Here is a 19,149-nt window from a genome sequence, read left to right as displayed (position 1 = left end):
ATTATTGTCCGTTAATGGCTGTTGTCATTAATTATTTTGTATGTTCGCGCGCTGAAAATTATTCAGCGTACTTAAATTAATATATGAAAAACAAATTATCACCTGTATTATTTCTGGGCATTGCACTTTCTACAACCTCTTGTGCCAGCATGTTTACCGGAACTCAAGATCCCATTACGTTTACCTCTAATCCCGAGGGAGCAACAGTATTTCATAAAGGTATTGAAAAGTGTGTAACCCCTTGTACTACAAAGATCCCAAGATCATTGAGCAAACAAACCGTTACATTTCAAAAAGAAGGATTTAACAGTGAGGAAGTTAAACTAGACAAGAAATTTAATCCGGTAACATTATTAAACATCCTTTTTGGAGGAGCAATAGGGGTAGGAATTGATGCTGCAACAGGTTCTTTGACGAAATATTCTTCTAAAAAATATGACGTTGAGCTAGAATCAAAACAACCATAAAATTAAGCGTTTGCCAATATAGCAATGTACCAATGAATGGTCTACACCAAAACATTGGTACATTGTTAAACTGATATATTGTTATATTAAATTTACTTCAATATTTCTTTCAAAAACAAAAGGGTATGGTTCCAGGCTCTTTTAGCCATTATCTCATTATAATCCGGTGATTTGGGATCTGTAAAAGTATGCTTGGAATGAGCGTAGGTAATGATCTGCCAATCAGCATTTCCGTCATTCATTTCCTTGATGAGGTTATTATAATCCTCAGGCGTAACGCTTTTATCATCTGCAGGATTTTCAATCAAAATCTTAGCATTTAACTTTTCATTTTTTCTGCTTTGATCTCTTCCCAAACTTCCGTGGATGGAAACTACTCCCGCCACTGGTAAATTACCCCTCGCAGATTCTAAAGCCCCTGTTCCTCCAAAACAATATCCAATAACCGCTGTTTTGTCAGAAATAGCTCCATTTTTATTCAATTGTTCCAAAGCAAGGGAAATTCTTTTTTGATATTCCGTATAATTCTGCTTGTAGTATCCTGAGCTTTTAGCTGCATTTTCATTGTCTGCAGGAATCTTCCCCTCGCCATAAATATCAGCAATAAAAGCGATATAACCTTGTTTTTCAAGTTCAAGGGCAGCGGTCTTTGCTTCCTGGTCAATGCCTTTCCATGCCGGTAAAATTAAAACTCCCGGAAGTTTTTTTCCTGCATTCGAAGTAATTAAACCATTCAGATTTTGAGAGCCGTCCTTATAGGAAACCGTTTTAAGATTTTGACTGAAAATTGTTCCAGAAGCCATGAGAAATGTGGTTAATAAAATTGAACGTATCATATTTTTTTATTTTGTAATAGGTTGAAGAGCTTTGAAATTGTTTATAGATTAATATTTTTGTTATTCATCAATAATTTCTTTATATCAGGTGTAAACTATTGTCTAAATTAATGAAAAATAATTGGTTATAAGATTTTACTCTTTGATTGTTTCCCATTTGTTGTTTTTATATTCATAGATTACATTGTCGTTAAAATGGCTGACTTTAATTTTATGAGGTGTAATGAAATCAACTCGGATGTCAATAGGAAGTTCAAGGGTGCTTTTTTGCTTTCCGGTTATGACTATCTTTTTGATGTTTGAATCATAATATTTCATCATGTAATTGAATGACTTATCACCAATCATTTTGCGGTAGATGTCAGGGTTGTATGGAGATAACATTCTTGAAAGATAGATATCCTTACCATACTTTTTTCGTGCATATTCAAGAATATTTTGATTCCAGAATTTAGTGATCAGAAAATTGTATCCTGGAGAAGTTCCATCATCTGGAGTATTGTTATCAATATAAGAATTGTTGTCTATGTATTGTATGAGAAAAAAAGCTTTTGGGCCTGCTAAATCTTTTTTAGGAAGTTTTTGTACAATATTATCCAGTACTTTTTTATTAACCAGATTATAAATTTCTTCAATATTTTGAACATCCATATCGAATTTTTCCATATGGATTTGGGGCTCATTACCAAATGTACAGGAAATTACACGACATCCATTGTTATTGGCTGGACCCGGGACAGTAGGACACGCATCATCTTTATCTAAGATTCCATCGCCATCAGTATCTTCCCATGGGCAGCCTTTATTTTCTACAGGACCGGGAACAGTGGGACATGCATCGTCTTTATCTAATAGGCCATCTTTATCGGTATCTGGCCATGGGCAACCATTATTTTCTACTGGGCCGTCTTCTTTAGGGCATTTATCCAGATAAAATAGAATACTGTCCTGATCTTCATCAGAAAGGCATATCTTCTTGTTAAATTCTTTACGACACTTTTTAAATTCTTCTTGGTTCTCAAAGGTTTGAGCATGAAATCCAACACAGCAAAATAACAATAAAAGTGAAATTTTTCTCATATACATAAAAAGTCCTCAACTAAATTACGAAAATAACTTAATCGAGGACATTTATATTTTTGATATATAATTACTTATATCTTAATACCTAAATCGGCAAGTTTCTGTTCAAGATTGGTATCAGGAGTCACCTGAATGGTTTCAAAGCCCAGAGACTGTGCCATTTCAATATTCTTAGGGTTATCATCAATAAAAACAGATTCTCCTGCCTGAATATTGTACCTCTCCAGCAATACATACCATATTTTAGGATCCGGCTTAATAAGTTTTTCTGTTCCGGAAACCACAATTTTCCCATCAAAAATCTGGAAGAAATCATAGTTTTCTAAAGCATAAGGAAAAGTTTCTGCTGACCAATTCGTCAATCCAAATAAATGATAATCCGTATTCTTTAACTTGCGTAAAACTTCAACATTTTGAGGAATATCACTTTTCAGCATTATAGTCCAGTTATCATAAAATGCACGGATTTCTTTCTCCCATTCAGGAAATTTTTTAACCTGAATTTCAGTACCCTCTGCTAGAGTTCTTCCTCTGTCTTGTTCAATATTCCACTCGTCTTGTGCAATATTTTCGAGGAAATATTCCATCTTTTCATCATCCTTGAAATAGTCTTTATAAAAATATCTGGGATCCCAGTCCATTAGTACCCCGCCGAAATCGAATATTATGTTTTTAATTTTCATAATTAATAAAATGTTGTTCAGTTGTTATTTATATTTTGATTATCCTTTTATACATTCTTTCCAGGACAACAATATTGCTTTCCAGTCTTCTAATGGAATTATTTTTTTTGGATGACTTTCCTGCCATAACTCAAAATGGATAGGAGTGATCCTTGCAAACCAATAACTTCCCAAAGCATTGCTTCCATAATCCGGATCGTTGATTTTATGAAAATTACCTGAAGTGGTTAAATCTAAATCAGCTATAAAATCTTCAATATCATCAGGATGTCTAAATCCTGCGATGTAATTGGCAATTGGATCTCCGGAAACAATTCCACAAAATTTTTCTGATGTTTTTTGCATGACTAAGCCATACTTTTGTAATATTATCTTGTTCAATGTCAGAAGAATTTAATTTTGCAATACAAAAATCAAGAATTTTTTTTATTTAAGCAGTTTGGAACCGATAAGTTTAGAAAAGTTTAACATGATGGAAACAGAAATTTTGTAATCTAATATCTGTTAGATGTTCAGGTTTGAAGTGTTATTCAGGTTTATAAAACACATACTGCTCGTTTTCATAATAGGCATGAATGTGCTGTAAACCATTTGTTAAAACAATTTCTTTAGCTCCGATAATAGAATTGTATCTGGCCGTTTGCTCAAATGTTTTCTCAGTTAATTTGATTTGAGGAGCCTTGCATTCAATCAGGATAACAGGCTCTGTTTTTTCAGTCACCAAAAGGTCTATTCTCTTGGTTAAACCATTCAGAATAATCTTTTTTTCGGTGATTAATGCCGATGTAGAGTAGGATTTTACAGTAAGATAATAATGTATCCAGTGCTGCCTTACCCATTCCTCAGGAGTGAGTAGAAGATAAGTTTTGCGAACCAAATCATAAATAAAAAACTTATCTTTGTCTTTCTTGAATTTAAAATCAAAAGTTTCCTGAAAATTCAGTTTTGGAAGTTCCATTAATAAGATGAAAGAATTAGATTTAATCCTCAAAAATATTAAAAATAAAGAAGTTTTACCTATTTATTTTTTCCATGGAGAAGAAGCCTACTTTATTGATGTTGCCGTAAAAGCCCTTGAACACAACTTTTTGGAAGAGGATGAAAAGGCCTTTAATCAGACCGTTACTTACGGAAAAGACACCTCTTATCAGGAAGTTCTTTCCCTGGCAAGACAGTTTCCGATGATGGGTGATAAGCAGGTAATCATTGTAAAAGAAGCCCAGGATCTGAAATTGAACGAAGATGAAAACAGAATTCTGGAATCCTATGTTGAAAACCCTGTACCTTCCACGGTATTGGTTTTTGCCCACAAGCATAAAAAACTAGACAGCAGAAAAAAAGCAGCCAAAGCTCTGGATAAAGCCAAAGCTCTTTTCCTTAGTGAATCTGTAAAGGAAAATAATCTTCCCAAATGGATTGCTGATGAGTGTGTGAAACTTAAAATAAAAACAGCTCCCAATATTTCTCATCTTTTGGCAGAATATCTTGGAAATGACCTTTCAAGAATTGCCAATGAACTGAATAAACTGAAGATTATCCTTAGAGAGGGAGAAGTTCTGGACGGAACCATTATTGAAAATCATATTGGAATCAGTAAAGAGTATAATATTTTTGAGCTTCAGAAAGCTTTGGGAACAAAAAATGCCAATGCGGCCTTTAAAATTGCTCATTTTATGGGCAAAAACCCAAAGAATAACCCCTTTGTAATGATGCTCGCAAGCCTTTACAATTATTTTTCAAACGTGATTATTTATCAAACGATGGCAGGGCAATCGCCACAGACCATAGCTTCCCAAATGGGAGTAAACCCTTATTTCATCAAAGATTACGCAGAAAGTGCAAGACTTTATCCTTTAAAACATGCAACAAGAGTGATTTCTATTCTAAGAGAATTTGATATGAAAGGGAAAGGCCTTGGAGCAGTAAATATGGGAGAAGCGGAACTGATTAAGGAACTGGTGTATAAGATTATCAATGTAGATAAAATTAAGATGAAAGTTTAAGCATTTTTCTAAACTTTGAACATCCCACAACAGAGATAGGATTTCAAAAAAATAGCCAAAAGTCAGATAGAAATGTATCAGCTTGAATTTTGCTATACCTTTGATTTCTAAATGAAATATCTTACTAGGCACAGAGTCTGCATGTTACCTATTCATTGACAATCTGCATATCTCATATTGACAACTATCATTAAAATAACTTTAAAAAGACAGTAAAAATTACGAAATTAGCAGTCTTAATTTAATTAAATCTTTTTGAACAAATAGATTATGGAGCAAAACATTTTAGATTGTGTGATCGTTGGATCCGGACCCTCTGGTTTCACAGCTGCCATCTATGCAGCAAGAGCAGACTTGAAACCTGAATTATATACAGGTTTGGAGCCAGGTGGGCAATTAACTACAACTACTGAGGTTGATAACTTTCCAGGGTATCCGGCGGGAATTACAGGTCCTGAAATGATGATGGATCTGCAAAAACAAGCAGAAAGATTTGAAACCAAGGTTCATTATGAAATGATCACTAAAGCTGAATTTTCTAAGGAAGTTGGTGGAGTTCACAAACTTTATGCAGGAAACAAGGAGATCCTTGCTAAGTCAGTAATTATTTCTACAGGAGCTACAGCAAAATATCTAGGTCTTGAGGATGAAAAAAAATATGCAGGAGGTGGAGTTTCTGCTTGTGCTACATGTGACGGTTTTTTCTACAGAGGTAAAGACGTTGTAGTGGTAGGAGCAGGAGATACAGCTGCTGAAGAAGCTACTTATTTGGCTAAATTGTGTAGAAAGGTAACATTGTTGGTGAGAAAAGACGTTTTCAGAGCTTCAAAAGCAATGGTACACAGAGTAGAAAACACACCGAATATTGAGGTGAAATTCCACCATGAGTTGATCGGAATTGAAGGGGAAAACAGCTTAGTAGAAAGAGCAGTGATCATCAATAACCAAACTCAGGAGAAATCTACAGTAGATGTAGAAGGTATCTTTATTGCAATCGGTCACAAACCGAATACTGATATCTTCGTTGGTCAGGTAGATCTTGATGAGAATGGATATATCTTAACTGAAAAAGGATCTACAAGAACTAATCTTCCGGGAGTATTTGCTGCAGGAGATGTTCAGGACCATATCTACAGACAAGCTATTACAGCTGCAGGAAGCGGATGTATGGCTGCAATGGATGCGGAAAAATATTTAGCTGAATTACACTAATATTCAGTTTTAAACTATATAAGGCGTACCTATTTGGGTACGCTTTTCTTTTTTATATACATTGATCAAGTTTTGAATTTTTTATTATCCTGTTTTGTTGGATTGTTGCAAGGAGGCAAGTTTTTTTTATTGTCTGTGTAGTTTTTTAAGGCGCAAGAAAATCTAAGACTTTCAACAGGCGATGTATTGTAATTAATTTTCTCGCAGATCTCGCAGATGAAGCAGATTTTTCCATAAACATCTGCTAAATCTCCCCAATCAGCGAGGGATTTTAATATTCAACGTTCAATTTTATCATAGATAAAATCTTTGCGCCCTAAAGCAATATGCTTTTAATAATAATTGCGTCTTTGCGATTTTCCAACCACATATATTGTTCAAATATTATTATTTTTTTGTTGGGTTATCGCAAAGACGCAAGTTTTTTTGTCTGTGTAATTTTCTAAGACGCAAGAAAATCTAAGATTTTCAACAAGTGGTGTATTGTGATTAATTTTCTCGCAGATCTCGCAGATGAAGCAGATTTTTTCATGAACATCTGCTAAATCTCCCCAATCAGCGAGAGATAAAGAAAATACCAACGTTTAATTTTATCATAGATAAAATCCTTGCGGCTTAAAGCAATATGCTTTTAATAATAATTGCGTCTTTGCGATTTTCCAACTATCTCCATTGTACAAGCATCATTATTTTTATTAAATTCATTAATCTGTTACAGAAACATTGATATATTTGTGAAACTGCAAAACGAAATAAATTTGCATTCCATTTTATATAAACTGAACAAAAACAAATAAAAATGAAAAGAGTAACCGCTATCGGGGGGATCTTCTTTAAATGTAAAGAACCTGAAACTGTAAATGAATGGTATAAAACCCACCTTGGTGTAGAGACCAGTCCATACGGAGCTAAATTTGATTGGAGAGAAGCAGATTCTGATAAAAAAGGATATACATTATGGAGTCCCTTTAAAGAATCTACCCAGTATTTTGAGCCCTCAACTAAAGACTTTATGATTAATTACCACGTAGAGAATATTGAGGCATTAGTAGAAGAATTAAAAAAAGAGGGCATAACAATTTTGGATGAAATTGCTACCTATGAATACGGAAAATTTGTTCATATCATGGATCCTGAGGGAAATAAAATTGAATTATTTGAACCGACAGGAGAGTAAGTTTGTCCTAAACCACAAAAATTACGAAATCTTTTAAATTGATTATTTCTAAGGTTCACTTTAGATATAAAAGGTGAGTAAATATTTGAAAAAGGGGGAGGGGTTTCTGAAAAGGGTAAAGGTTATTTTGCGAAAAACTCTTTATTGACGGCCAATTTGACTTACTCAATAACTGGCTAATTGAAAATTGATGAAAAATAATTCCATTGATTTCTAGTCTATTATTAAGTTTTGTTAAAATTTGTTCTCTAAAAGTTTTGCAGAAATTAAAAATCGTTCTATATTTGCACCACTGAAAACAACGGTATAGCCGGAGTTTAGGGAGAGTTGGCAGAGTGGTCGATTGCGGCAGTCTTGAAAACTGTTGACTGTAACAGGTCCGGGGGTTCGAATCCCTCACTCTCCGCAGAAATAAATAAAAACCTACTGATTACCAGTAGGTTTTTTGTTTTCTTTTAAAGATTGTTTATTTAGGTTGCTGTTGTGTTACACAATGTACCATTCCGCCATTGGCAAATAAGTTACGGCAATCAATTCCCACCACTTTTTTATCAGGATACATCTGCTGGATGATGTTGTTGGCTACTGCGTCATTGGGGTCATTATAATTAGGTACCAGTACGCGGTTATTAGCAATGTAATAGTTAATATAAGACGCTTTTCCTACATTCTTTCCATAGGTAGTTACCACCTCATATTTAGTTAAAGGAACTTTCACAAACTGATAGGCTGCTCCATTTTTTTGCGTAGCATTGTAGAGTTTACCCATATCGCTGCTTGGAACCTGCCAGTAAGTGAGATCATCAGTATTCATCGTAACAATGGTGGTAGAATTAGCAAATCTGGCAAATCCGTCAATATGCATGTCTGTGATGTCAAGATTGGCTTTTCCATCCAACCAGATAAACTTGGTAATCCCTAAATTCTTGGTAAAAATAGCTTCCGCCTGCTGTTGTGTCATTCCAGGGTTTCTGTTATCGTTAAGAATAGAGCTTTTACAAGCCATTAATACTCCGTTTCCATCAATTTCAACACTGCCTCCTTCGTTGATCATTACTGAATTGAGATCAATTTTTGGGATCCCGGTGTCGCTAGAAATTTTAGATGGAATGGTATTGCATTTACTAGATTGGGCTTTATTTCCCCAACCATTAAATCCCCAGTCCTGAATAAACAGCTTACCATTTTTATCTTTTACGTAAATAGGACCATTATCTCTTACCCAAAAATCATCGGTTGGATACAATTTAAAGTCGATATTGTTGAGTGGTACTCCTGCATTTGTTAATAGTCTCAGAATACGATCTTTTTCGGTGCCATCATAAGCAACGATATGCACCTTTTCACTTTGTGCGAGTTCTTTGGTCATTGCTACCCATGTTGGATCCAATCGGTTACGGTAGGTAGTGCCATATTGATACTGATGGGGCCATTGAAGCCAGGTTCCTTCGTGCGTGGCTGATTCCTCAGGCATTTTGTAGACCACAGAAGCGGGGTCAGGCGTACCTGGAGTGGGAGGGTTTGTTGGTTCATCCTGAGAACAAGAGAACATGATAACAGGTAATAATAAGAATAAGATTTTCTTTTTTTGCATAGCTGATCTATTTTTGATAGGGCAAAATTAGATCGATAAATAATGTCAAAGTTGTCCAAAATTGACAATCTATTTCAAAGGCAGTAAAATGTAAGTCAATTGTTCTTCATGGCTTTCCGTGTCATTTGCATACCTTTCATACTTCTCTATAATGGGAGTGTGTGAAAATTCAAGCCCGGAATTAAAGATCCATCGGGAATAAATTTTTGTATAGGTATCATCTATTGTTTCATAAGTTCCGGAGTGGGTAAATCGGGCATATTTACCACCAAATATAGGTTTTGAGGGAAGTTTTTTATTTTGAGCCTGTGTGGTTGAGCAGGCATCATAGCGGCAGTTTATTTCTGTCTTAATTAAAGGTTCATCTGCTATAACTCCAAAATACTCTGCGTTGGAACTGAGAAAATCGTTGTGCATAAAGCGATCCCAGAGTATTTCAATTTCCTCATTATTATAATAAGTTTGAATACTCTGATAATATACCTCTATTGGTTTAAGATATATAATTTCGGGTTCCAGCAGAATGTCAGAGGTTACCGGAATAAGATCCGGTTCGCAAAGTAACTTTTGTTTGCTTAGTTTGGCTTCTTTAGGAGATATTCCAAAATGTTGTTTAAAGGCTTTTGAAAAAGAAGCAATAGTGGAAAATCCAACTTCAATGCCTATAGAGGTAAGGCTTTCCTGGGTGTAAAGAATTCGTTTGTAGGCGTTTTCTACTTTCAATCTTTGCTGGAAGGCTCCTATTGTTTCTCCACAGCTGTACTTAAAGATGCGCTGAATATTTCTGTAGGAGTAATTTGAAACTTCCTCCAAATCTTTCACAGAAATCTGCTGATCGTAATTTTTTTCAATGAAATTGATAACTTTATAAATACAGTTCAGGTTGTCTTCCATAAACAATGGCATTTTGAAAGGTAAGCGGTCTGAGATAAATTGCAAATAAAAGAAATAAAAATGACTAGGCTTGTAAGGATATCAGAAGAGAAATGGATGAGATTTCTTTCTGCAAAAAGCCTTAAATCAATTAATTTAAGGCTTTTGTTTTCAGGTGATATACCGTGGTTTAGCTTAATATTTCACAAGGTGCTATACAATATATCCAAGGACATCTTTTTATTCCCGGAGGTGGGCAGCATGCTTCTGAGCAGCTTAATGCGCCTCCATTGATGTTCTTCAGCTGATCTCTTGAAATTTTTTTAGAATTTTTCATTGTCAAGTAATTGAGTTAGACTTATGCTTTACGGTTGATTTCCACCACCACATCCATCGTATGGCATACATTGCCATTTTCCGTTGATCAAGCATATCTGACCTCCAGGACAGTTGATTCCTCCTTTAATTGTTTTCATTTCTTGTCTGTGAACTTTCTTTAAATTTTTCATAGTAATAAGGTTTAATGTAAATCGAAATTAATCAATTTTCATTAACTAAAGTGGGATTATTTTAAAAATATTATTGTGAAATTTATTTTATGCTGTGATATTTCATTTGTGATTATTTATTACTAATAGAAATTGAATAATCATGAATGAGGTTTAGAACAGTCCTACAAAGAAAAAAAACATCCGGTTGAAATCTTGTCTTGTGGCAAGTTGACTTTCATGAAAATAGGGTAGTTTTAATTAAAAGTTATGATTTATAACAATTAAAAATATTGTCTTATGAATACAAAGTTTGAAGCGGGAATTAATATTGCGATAAAAATTCCAAAAAATAAATATGAAAGTACGGTAGCTTTCTACAAGGATATTTTAAAGTTGGATGTTGAAGAAAAGCCTATTAATAATCCTACAGTTTCCAGAACGCACGAAGTGAAATTCGGTAATAATATTATATGGTTGGACTGTGTGGACAATTATACCCATTCTGAAACCTGGTTACAACTTACTGTTCCCAATGTAGAAGAGGCAACAAAATATCTGCAATTACAAGGGGTGGAAACCTGTGATGAAATTGAGTTGCTTCCTGAAAATATGCATTGGATTACTGATCCGGCAGGGACAGTTTTTAATTTACAGCAAAGAGACTAATAAAGATAGAAAAAGAGACCGTAAAATAGCCATATTTTTTTACTTTTGTGGTGATTTAAGAAACCCAAAAAGAGACAGATCATCATGAATCATCTGATTTCTTTCTATATTTATAAGTAACCTTTTTCATCATGAAAAAAATAACCCTTTCTTTATTTGCTTTCCTTTTGCATTTCGCCTGTCAGGCACAAAATTTCGACCTTATTCCGTTAGGTATATATGGTGGAGAAGAAGAAGATAACCTGTCGGCCTATTTAGTGGGAGGCCCAAAAGACAATACATTTCTATGTCTGGATGCCGGAACAATAAATACAGGAATTCGTAAGGCTATCCAATTGAAAAGCCTTAACGGATCAACAGAAACAGTTCTAAAGGAGCAGATAAAAGGATACTTTATTTCACATGGTCATTTGGATCATTTGTCAGGACTTATCATTAATTCTCCTGCAGATTCTAAAAAAGATATTTTCGGAATAGCGCCCGTTCTTCAAATTTTGCAAAATCACTATTTCATCACAGATACCTGGATTAATTTTGCAGATCAGGGACAAAAACCTATCCTTGGAAAGTATCATTATAATGAACTTCAGGAAGGGGTAGAGGTTCCAACGCAAAAAACTTCATTTTTCTTAACAGGATATGAACTAAGCCATGTGAATCCTTATAAAAGCAGTGCCGCCCTTGTAAGAAATGATGAACATTATTTACTTTACTTAGGAGATACAGGTGCGGACAGAGTGGAAAAATCTGACAAACTTAATAATCTATGGAACAACATTGCTCCGCTTGTTAAGAAAAGACAATTAAATACAATTTTAATTGAAGTCTCTTTTCCAAACAGCCAACCTGAAAATTTATTGTTTGGGCACCTTACTCCTAATCTGTTGACAGAGGAACTCACTAAACTAAAGGAAAAAATAGGGCAAAAAAACCTTGAGAACTTAAATATTGTGGTTACCCATAGAAAACCAACAGGAAATAATCCTGAGATTATAAAAAAAGAATTGCTGGAGAATAATCCACTAAAGATAAATTATATTTTTCCAGAGCAGGGTAAAAAGATTAGCTTACCATAAAAAAATAAAAAGATGAGACGGTGTATTGTTTCATCTTTTTTTATGTGCTTGTTGAGTTTTTCAGAGATGGATGGACAATGATCAATATGATTGAAAAAATATTTGTAGATCCTGACAAGCTGTTGTCACCTGTTTTTCATAATTTTACATAAAATAATTAGACATGCAGCCTGTAGGAGAAAGAAAAACCATAACGATCAATACAAGCAAAGAATGGAGGGAATGGCTTGAGGAAAACCACGAGTCTGAACAATCTATATGGGTTATTTGCAACACTACAAAGTCTGATCGGCCGGTTGCAAAATGGAGTGACCTAGTGGATGAATCTCTCTGTTTCGGGTGGATTGACAGTACAAGAAAAACCATTGATCCTCATTCTTTCATGCAATTGTTTAGTAAGCGTAAGCCCAATAGTACGTGGTCAAAAATCAATAAAGAAAAGATTGAAAGACTGATCGAAGGTAAGCTGATGATGCAGGCAGGATATGAAACCATCAGAATCGCTAAGGAAAATGGTTCCTGGACTATTTTGGATAGTGTGGAAGAACTCGTTATTCCTGAAGACCTTGGTGCTGCATTTGAAATTCACAGCGGATCAAAGGACTATTTTTTAACCTTGAGTAAATCCATGAAAAAAATGATGCTGCAATGGATTATTTTGGCCAAAAGACCTGAAACCAGACAAAAACGTATTCTTGAAATTGCAGAGCATGCAGCGCGGAAAGAGAAGCCTAAACACTTTCCGTGATATTTTTACTAACCTTTAGAAGGATCTCTTGATGATAATTTATACCATTTATCCATTCTCAACCTGTACTTTTTTTTCGTTATTGTAAGCAAAAATGGACTGTTTAATAGAAAATAAAGAGATTGCTAAATATTTTGCATTATCCTTAATTTTTGCGTCTCCTCTAAGAAAATGGATTTACATTCATTAAAAACTATGGTTTTAAGGGTATTTTAATGTGAAGTACAGTTCATTTCTCCCAATTTTACCTGATATTTACTATTATTAAGAAGACAAAAATTACTTTAACTTTGCTAATTGAATGATATATGCGAATTATTAAATTTTTAATAATAACTTTATATTGTTTGGAACTAATAAGAAAAGACTTGAAAAATCAGGGTATTAATTTAGCTGATAGTAAATATGAAAAATAAATTCTTAAATTTTAGATTGAGAAAGGTTGTTCATTATTCATTGATTATTTGTATTTTATTGATACAGGTAATTATAGGCATATTTTTTTACAACGAATTTGTCAATGAAAAAAAACTAAATTTTATTAAGAATCAGCTCGAAGAAAGCCGGGCTTTGGGAGGTTTGACTGATAATTCAAGAAAAGATTTCATGGATGCTCAGGATCATCTTCAGAAATATATGGTGAGCCAGGATAATAAGGATCTTCAGGCCTATTTTCAGTCACTCAGAAAACTTAAAAGCAATTTTGATAAGATTGGTGAATATGAAAATACAAGCCCAAGGCTAAAAAGTACTTTAGCCCAGAAAAAAATAGATACTCTTAAGGTGACAAAGCTGAAAACCTTAATAGATTCCGTATATCAATCTTCTCTGAAACCTCCTACAAAAATTCAGGACAAACAATACGAGCCGGAAAAGTATAAAAATGACTTTGAAAACTTCAATGTTCAGACCCGTACTTATGCTGATACTATTAAAAAGAAAGGCTTCATGGGGCGTCTAAAGGATGCGATAACAGGTAAAGTAAATGTACAGAAAGAGAGTACGGTAGTTACTTTAACGAATAATAAAACAATAGATCTGTCCAATGTAAAGTCTGAGATGAATAATGCGCTAAAGTCTATGGATAAGCATTATGCGGCGGAAGTGAAAAAAGCACAGCTTTATGCCATTCAGAACCAGCGCGAGAATATGCAGTTTTATAATAACTTCAATAAATTGTTAGTGTACAGTAATGGTCTTATTGATGTATATGAAAGTGCAATTAAGGACTTTAAGTCGGAGCTTGAAAAAGAATATAGCAAGCAAAGTTCAGATAATAATAAAATCAGGAGATATCTTGTTCTTGGGTTAATGACTTTGATGTTTATTGTATCCATTCTTATCATGTATTTCACAAGAGTTGCCTTTTTATATGAAAGAAAACTGAATGCAGCGAATAAGGAAATCAAGAACAACCTGAGTTTCAAAAACAGGATATTGGGTATGTTGAGCCACGATCTAAGGTCTCCGTTGAAGATTATTAATATCTTTATTGATAAAATCTACAGGACAACGGAGGATGAGACGACTAAGGATTATCTTAAATCGATTAAATTTACCAACAGTACCTTGCTCCTGCAGTCTAACCAGATTCTGGAATACACGAAAAATCAGGATGCGGAGAAACAACTTATAAAGTCTGTTTTCAATCTTAAGGATGAGGTGGGTTCTATTGTAAAGGTTATTACTCCTTATCTGGAAACAAGAAACAATAAATTTGCAGTAACAGACAGGATTCCTGAAAATGTAGTAGTGTTTTCGGATAATATAAGAATCAATCAGATTTTTATGAATATTTTGGGGAATGCCAATAAGTATACAGAAAACGGACAGATTGATCTGACCCTGACAACACAGCCTCTGGATGGAAACAGAATTTCTCTGATTACAACTGTTGCTGACACAGGAGTAGGAATCTCGGAATCTGATCTTAAAAAGATTTTTGACCCTTACTATCAGGGAACCGTATCTGATGAAGTGGATAATCTGGGAGTAGGCCTTGGTCTAAACTTATGTAAGGAAATTGTAGAGCTTTTTGACGGAGAAATTTCTGTTGAGAGTAAATTACATAAAGGAACAAAAATAACATTTAGCCTCAATTTAAATATTAATAATAATGGAAATACCAATTGAAAACAGAGAAATAGCATTCCTTTTAGCAGATGATCATAGTATTGTAAGACAGGGAATGGAGATCGTGATCAATGATATTGCTCCAAATGCTAAAATTTACCACACTTCATCTTTACAACAGGCTGTAGAGCTGGTGGAGTCAAAAGGAATAGAAATGGCCATTATAGATGCCCATTTTCCGGAGGGAAACAGTCTGCATGTTCTGCCACAATTAAAAAGTGCAAACCCTGATATTAAGATTTTAATTTTTACAGGGCTTGAAGAGGACTTGTATGCCCTTAAATTTATAAAGGCCGGTGCCAATGGTTATCTAAGTAAGCTGAGTGAAGAAGAAGAGGTGAGACAAGCCGTTTTGAACTTTATACAGAAAGGAGAATATTTTTCTGATGTTTCCCGAAACTTACTGGTTCAGTTTATTTATAATCCGGATTTAATAAGCCCGCTTAGTTGCTTAACCAAAAGAGAATTACAGATTGCAGAATTATACGCAGATGGATATGGTAATCTTGAAATTGCGAATAATTTAAATATAAAGCAAAATACAGTAAGTACTATCAAAAAAAATATCTTTGAAAAACTAAAGATTGATAACCTTGTTGAATTGATTGACCTTATTAAAACCCACCATAAGATATAGGTTTTTAGGAAATATTCTTCACTTCTAATTTTTATAGATAAATATCTATATCACATCCGAGATCTATCGATGCCTTTTATAGGGAATGTTATCTTAGAACGTCGTTTCTTTGCAGTATAAAATTTACCAAATGAAATGTAAATGCTTTTTTAGTTTTTCATTCCATATCAAAAGGTAAATATTATAACTATAAAAATAATAAACTATAGTTATAAAAAATGCAAGTGATGAGATTAATATAGAAGTGTATGAATAACCTTTTGATATGTGAATTTCTTGAAAAAACCAAATGATAAGAAAAAAAACACAAATTAATATAAAGAAGTTCAATTGACGGTTATTAGTACAAAAATAAAGGAGGCATAAAAGCCTCCTTTTTTTATTTCTTTCTCGTTTTCAAAAAACGATCTGAAGCATATCTATTTTTTTTGTAGCGTAAGTGTAAGTTGATTTTTAACGTATGACAGCTCGACTGACTGGGTTTTGGTTTCCCATTTTGCATACGATGGTTCTTCTGAAACGGGAGTTCCTAATTTTTGATTTAGAAAGCTAAACAACCAATTGTATTTTTTCATAAAAATACTTTCGGCATTAAGGGATAAGAGCTCAATGTAATTATTTTTTTCATCATCTTTTAAGGACATGGAAATTGGAAAGCCCCATTGAAATTGAATTTTTTCTACAGATTTATTTTCAGGAGCATAATCATACCTTGTTAATAGATGGAGGTACTTGCGTTCAGATTTTTTATAGGCCCTTTGCTTTTTAGAATTGTTGTTGTTGTTGTTGTTGTTGTTGTTGTTGTTGTTGTTGTTGTTGTTGTTCTTTTCCGGAGTTATAATTAGGGCGTTTTCTTTCTGCTCAATACGATCAATCTGATCTATGGATAAATTATTATGGTTAGAGTAGAAGTATTCAAAGTTTTTTTCTGTCCATGCCTTTATTTGGGATTCTCCGTGTATAGGTTCTCTGTACATGTTTTTGAAAGTTATCACATTGAATTGGTTTTTATCAATTTCAATAATTCCAAAAAAATTGGGATCTTTAGTAGTAAACCGAACCGTTTTATAGGAGTTGTCAGTGATATAATTTCTGGTGTCATATGTCAACCTGTAGGGGAAAATATCAGAATTAAACTCCTGAACTTTCAATAGGGATTTGTTTTTTACAGCACCTATTTTCATAATATTATCACTTGAATAGAGATGATACAACTTGTTGTTGATGACAAATGAAGTCATTATGGCAAAATTACTCCCATTGGAAAAGTCATTGGAATATTCAATTTCAGATTCTGTCAGAGTGTCGGGTGTCGGTTGATAATGATCAAAAGGCTCCATTAATTTGAGGCTTTTAGGATCTTTGATTTTCAAAACAGATTCTTTAGTGGTAAGATAATAGACATTATTCAGCTTATTAATCACTGGGTTTTCTGCCCTGATTTCATATTGCTGGCCGGTTGCATTGTCCTGAAACCAAGTTTTATCACAGCAAAAACCTCTATTATTAACAAATACAGTATATTTCTTGTCTTTATAAATTTCATCTGTTGCATTTGGGATTTTTATCCATTTTTTATTGCTTTCATCAAGATAAAATGTAAGACTACTTCTATCTGCTGTAGTCAAAATACTATCGTTTCTTACATACAGATCATAATCAGTGGAATTTACAAAAGGTAATGGAACTTCGGAGATTATTTTTCCGCTTTCATTCAAAATATAGAAGTCTGTAAATGGTGCAGAGCTATTTTTTTTGTCAACAGTTTCGAAAAAACAATAATATTTTGAGTGATGCTTTACGGCTGATCCCATTGTTCCGGGAATATTAATTTCAATGGTTTTAAAATTGATTCTCATTTCTTTTGACTGGCAGGACTGCATCAATAAAAAGATGATAAAGATGTGAATAATATATTTCATGAATTGGTGTATGAAAATGTTGAATAGTAGGTATTAATTTATTTTTAATGTTTGATGAGTTACGGAGTATAAATCCATTTTATAGCCATAGTCGTTTTTTTCAGCAAGTCCATAGCAATAGATCAAAGAATTTTCTATATCTCCCAGTTTTTCAAAATTTTTACTTTTGAAGCTTGCCGGTAAAAATAGGTCAAACTCTTTTTTATTTCCATATTTCCCTCCATGAGTAAATGGTATTTTGATACTGTGTCCAACCTCAATTTTTTTTGTCAGAAAGCCTTTAATAATACAAACAAAAGCCTCTTTATCTCTTTCTAACTTATCAATTATCTCATCTTGACGTTTAATTAATTCTGTAACTGGGATTGTTTTTCTATCCTCAGTTCTTATGGAAAGGGTTTTTAATTCAGATTGGGGAATTGAGTTTATTGCGCTTAGGAATTTTTGACTTGTTCTGCCCAAATATCTATTTACTACCTTTTGTTTGTCCGAACTGGAATCAATTTTTTTCAACCTTTCTGCTCTGGGTAAAATAGTTGAAGTTAAGATCTGTATTTGATGATTATCATTTTTTTTATGAATACTTTGAATGGCTTCAATTTCACAGTCAAATTGATGCAGGGTATTCGGCCAATTCTTAAAATGAGGATCTAATTCATTAATTCCTCTATTAAATGCAACTTTAACCCTACAATCGGGACATTTAAATTCTCTTCTATCTATTGTATCATAATTATCATCTACTTCAAAAGCATCAATAATTTCATTTTTGTACAGAGCTGAATGGATCCTTGCCATATTGAAATCATTTTAAATTGATACCAATTCAGGTTTATGAAATATAGAATATTAAGAAGCTTATACTATATCTAACTGCTTAAATACGTGGGTGATTTTCTTGCTTTTATTTCGTTTTAGCAAAAATCCAGATCGTTACTATTTCATGAATTGGTTTGTGAACATCTAACTTACGAAAAATAGAGAAACTGGGAAAATCAGGAAGCCTTAAAAAAAGTCTATCTGCGGTTGATGATGGTGTAAATAACAAAAAAAACAGCTTACTATTACTTGGTAAGCTGTTTTTTTTCTTAGAATAATGAATCCTAGCTAAATTTCTGAAGTGCTTCAACGCTTACCGGAGTAAAGAAATTGATTAAATTCCCATCCGGATCACAGAACAAAAGAGAACGGTTACCCCACGGCATAGTGGTGGGTTCTTGTACGATCTTGTTGGTTAAGGGCTTAATTCTCTCATATTCCGCATCAACATTTGAAACTAAAAATTCTATAATGGTAGGGGTAGCTCCTTTTGATTCTGTCAGATTTTCACTTCCAAACATCTTCATTGTACGGGTGCTTCCGATAGCGATGGTAATAGTAGGGGTTTTAAGTTCTGCAAAATCTTCTGTGTACCACTGAGCCTTTACGCCCATTACTTTCTCATAAAATTGTACAGATTGCTCAATGTTTTCAGTAATAATTCTTAATGATGCTAATTTCATATGATTTTATATTTAAATAATTTCATACAAAGCTAGGAGAGAGTTG

At 33.7% G+C, this 19,149-nt stretch carries 20 protein-coding genes, 1 tRNA gene and 1 pseudogene; 10 read left to right on the top strand and 12 right to left on the bottom strand.

Features of this window, described 5'->3' with window-relative positions; translation table 11 throughout:
• Positions 1-83: 83 nt before the first annotated feature.
• Positions 84-467, top strand: a complete 384-nt coding sequence (locus C7D53_RS09440; RefSeq protein ID WP_106916119.1) for a PEGA domain-containing protein — start codon at positions 84-86, stop codon at positions 465-467.
• Between the two features lie 92 nt (positions 468-559).
• Here C7D53_RS09440 and C7D53_RS09435 read toward each other — a convergent pair whose 3' ends face one another.
• The 5 genes and pseudogenes from C7D53_RS09435 to C7D53_RS09415 all read right to left on the bottom strand — a co-directional run bounded on the left by C7D53_RS09435 (position 560) and on the right by C7D53_RS09415 (position 4,027).
• Entirely contained in the window at positions 560-1,303 is a 744-nt protein-coding gene (locus C7D53_RS09435; RefSeq protein ID WP_106916118.1) for a dienelactone hydrolase family protein, read from the bottom strand.
• A 708-nt stretch (positions 1,304-2,011) separates the two neighbouring features.
• A pseudogene (locus C7D53_RS21155) lies at positions 2,012-2,263 on the bottom strand (thrombospondin type 3 repeat-containing protein); the annotation flags it as partial.
• A 194-nt stretch (positions 2,264-2,457) separates the two neighbouring features.
• Positions 2,458-3,069, bottom strand: a complete 612-nt coding sequence (locus tag C7D53_RS09425) for an HAD family hydrolase (protein WP_106916117.1) — start codon at positions 3,067-3,069, stop codon at positions 2,458-2,460.
• A gap of 39 nt (positions 3,070-3,108) precedes the next feature.
• Positions 3,109-3,414: a hypothetical protein gene (locus tag C7D53_RS09420; protein WP_106916116.1), complete on the bottom strand. Its 306-nt coding sequence runs from the start codon at positions 3,412-3,414 to the stop codon at positions 3,109-3,111.
• 181 nt (positions 3,415-3,595) lie between these two features.
• Positions 3,596-4,027, bottom strand: coding sequence for a type I restriction enzyme HsdR N-terminal domain-containing protein (locus C7D53_RS09415; protein ID WP_106916115.1), 432 nt, complete (start codon positions 4,025-4,027; stop codon positions 3,596-3,598).
• A 7-nt stretch (positions 4,028-4,034) separates the two neighbouring features.
• On the opposite strand from C7D53_RS09415, the gene holA reads away from it, so the two are divergent.
• The 4 genes from holA (at position 4,035) to C7D53_RS09395 (ending at position 7,867) form a co-directional block, all read left to right on the top strand.
• Positions 4,035-5,072, top strand: a complete 1,038-nt coding sequence (holA, locus tag C7D53_RS09410) for a DNA polymerase III subunit delta (protein WP_106916114.1) — start codon at positions 4,035-4,037, stop codon at positions 5,070-5,072.
• Positions 5,073-5,342: 270 nt separating this feature from the next.
• On the top strand, positions 5,343-6,284 hold the full coding sequence (trxB, locus tag C7D53_RS09405; protein WP_106916113.1) for a thioredoxin-disulfide reductase: 942 nt from the start codon (positions 5,343-5,345) through the stop codon (positions 6,282-6,284).
• 799 nt (positions 6,285-7,083) lie between these two features.
• Positions 7,084-7,461 carry a VOC family protein gene (locus tag C7D53_RS09400; protein WP_106916112.1) on the top strand — a complete coding sequence of 126 codons (378 nt, stop codon included), beginning with the start codon at positions 7,084-7,086 and terminating at the stop codon, positions 7,459-7,461.
• A 321-nt stretch (positions 7,462-7,782) separates the two neighbouring features.
• Positions 7,783-7,867, top strand: a tRNA-Ser gene (locus C7D53_RS09395).
• 60 nt (positions 7,868-7,927) lie between these two features.
• On the opposite strand, the gene C7D53_RS09390 is transcribed toward C7D53_RS09395, so the two are convergent.
• From C7D53_RS09390 to C7D53_RS20900, 4 genes are all read right to left on the bottom strand, one after another.
• Positions 7,928-9,055: an agmatine deiminase family protein gene (locus C7D53_RS09390; protein WP_106916111.1), complete on the bottom strand. Its 1,128-nt coding sequence runs from the start codon at positions 9,053-9,055 to the stop codon at positions 7,928-7,930.
• A gap of 69 nt (positions 9,056-9,124) precedes the next feature.
• The gene (locus tag C7D53_RS09385; RefSeq protein WP_106916722.1) at positions 9,125-9,949 is read right to left on the bottom strand and encodes an AraC family transcriptional regulator; all 825 of its coding nucleotides are present in this window, start codon (positions 9,947-9,949) and stop codon (positions 9,125-9,127) included.
• Between the two features lie 169 nt (positions 9,950-10,118).
• On the bottom strand, positions 10,119-10,265 hold the full coding sequence (locus tag C7D53_RS20905; protein ID WP_162926141.1) for a bacteriocin-like protein: 147 nt from the start codon (positions 10,263-10,265) through the stop codon (positions 10,119-10,121).
• A gap of 28 nt (positions 10,266-10,293) precedes the next feature.
• Entirely contained in the window at positions 10,294-10,437 is a 144-nt protein-coding gene (locus tag C7D53_RS20900; protein WP_162926140.1) for a bacteriocin-like protein, read from the bottom strand.
• A 279-nt stretch (positions 10,438-10,716) separates the two neighbouring features.
• On the opposite strand from C7D53_RS20900, the gene C7D53_RS09380 reads away from it, so the two are divergent.
• The 5 genes from C7D53_RS09380 to C7D53_RS09360 all read left to right on the top strand — a co-directional run bounded on the left by C7D53_RS09380 (position 10,717) and on the right by C7D53_RS09360 (position 15,679).
• On the top strand, positions 10,717-11,085 hold the full coding sequence (locus C7D53_RS09380; protein WP_106916110.1) for a VOC family protein: 369 nt from the start codon (positions 10,717-10,719) through the stop codon (positions 11,083-11,085).
• Positions 11,086-11,216: 131 nt separating this feature from the next.
• Positions 11,217-12,161: a 3',5'-cyclic-nucleotide phosphodiesterase gene (locus tag C7D53_RS09375; RefSeq protein WP_106916109.1), complete on the top strand. Its 945-nt coding sequence runs from the start codon at positions 11,217-11,219 to the stop codon at positions 12,159-12,161.
• A 163-nt stretch (positions 12,162-12,324) separates the two neighbouring features.
• Entirely contained in the window at positions 12,325-12,909 is a 585-nt protein-coding gene (locus C7D53_RS09370; protein WP_106916108.1) for a YdeI/OmpD-associated family protein, read from the top strand.
• 405 nt (positions 12,910-13,314) lie between these two features.
• Positions 13,315-15,042 (top strand): sensor histidine kinase, encoded by a 1,728-nt coding sequence (locus tag C7D53_RS09365; RefSeq protein WP_106916107.1) that lies wholly within the window; start codon positions 13,315-13,317, stop codon positions 15,040-15,042.
• On the top strand, positions 15,026-15,679 hold the full coding sequence (locus tag C7D53_RS09360; protein WP_076355995.1) for a response regulator transcription factor: 654 nt from the start codon (positions 15,026-15,028) through the stop codon (positions 15,677-15,679). Before C7D53_RS09365 ends, C7D53_RS09360 begins: the two co-directional genes overlap by 17 nt.
• Positions 15,680-16,098: 419 nt before the next feature.
• Here the strand turns inward: C7D53_RS09360 and C7D53_RS20895 are convergent, their stop codons facing one another.
• The 3 genes from C7D53_RS20895 to C7D53_RS09345 form a co-directional block, all read right to left on the bottom strand.
• Complete coding sequence (locus C7D53_RS20895; RefSeq protein WP_162926139.1) at positions 16,099-17,601, bottom strand: hypothetical protein; 1,503 nt, start codon at positions 17,599-17,601, stop codon at positions 16,099-16,101.
• Positions 17,602-17,634: 33 nt separating this feature from the next.
• Entirely contained in the window at positions 17,635-18,399 is a 765-nt protein-coding gene (locus C7D53_RS09350; RefSeq protein ID WP_106916105.1) for a hypothetical protein, read from the bottom strand.
• A gap of 305 nt (positions 18,400-18,704) precedes the next feature.
• Positions 18,705-19,103, bottom strand: a complete 399-nt coding sequence (locus C7D53_RS09345; RefSeq protein ID WP_106916104.1) for a VOC family protein — start codon at positions 19,101-19,103, stop codon at positions 18,705-18,707.
• Positions 19,104-19,149: the final 46 nt, after the last annotated feature.

The sequence above is a fragment of the Chryseobacterium aurantiacum genome, from assembly GCF_003020585.1.
GTDB lineage: Bacteria > Bacteroidota > Bacteroidia > Flavobacteriales > Weeksellaceae > Chryseobacterium > Chryseobacterium aurantiacum.
The sequence above is the reverse complement of the archived record's forward strand: the minus strand, read 5'-3'. Positions and strand labels throughout refer to the sequence as shown.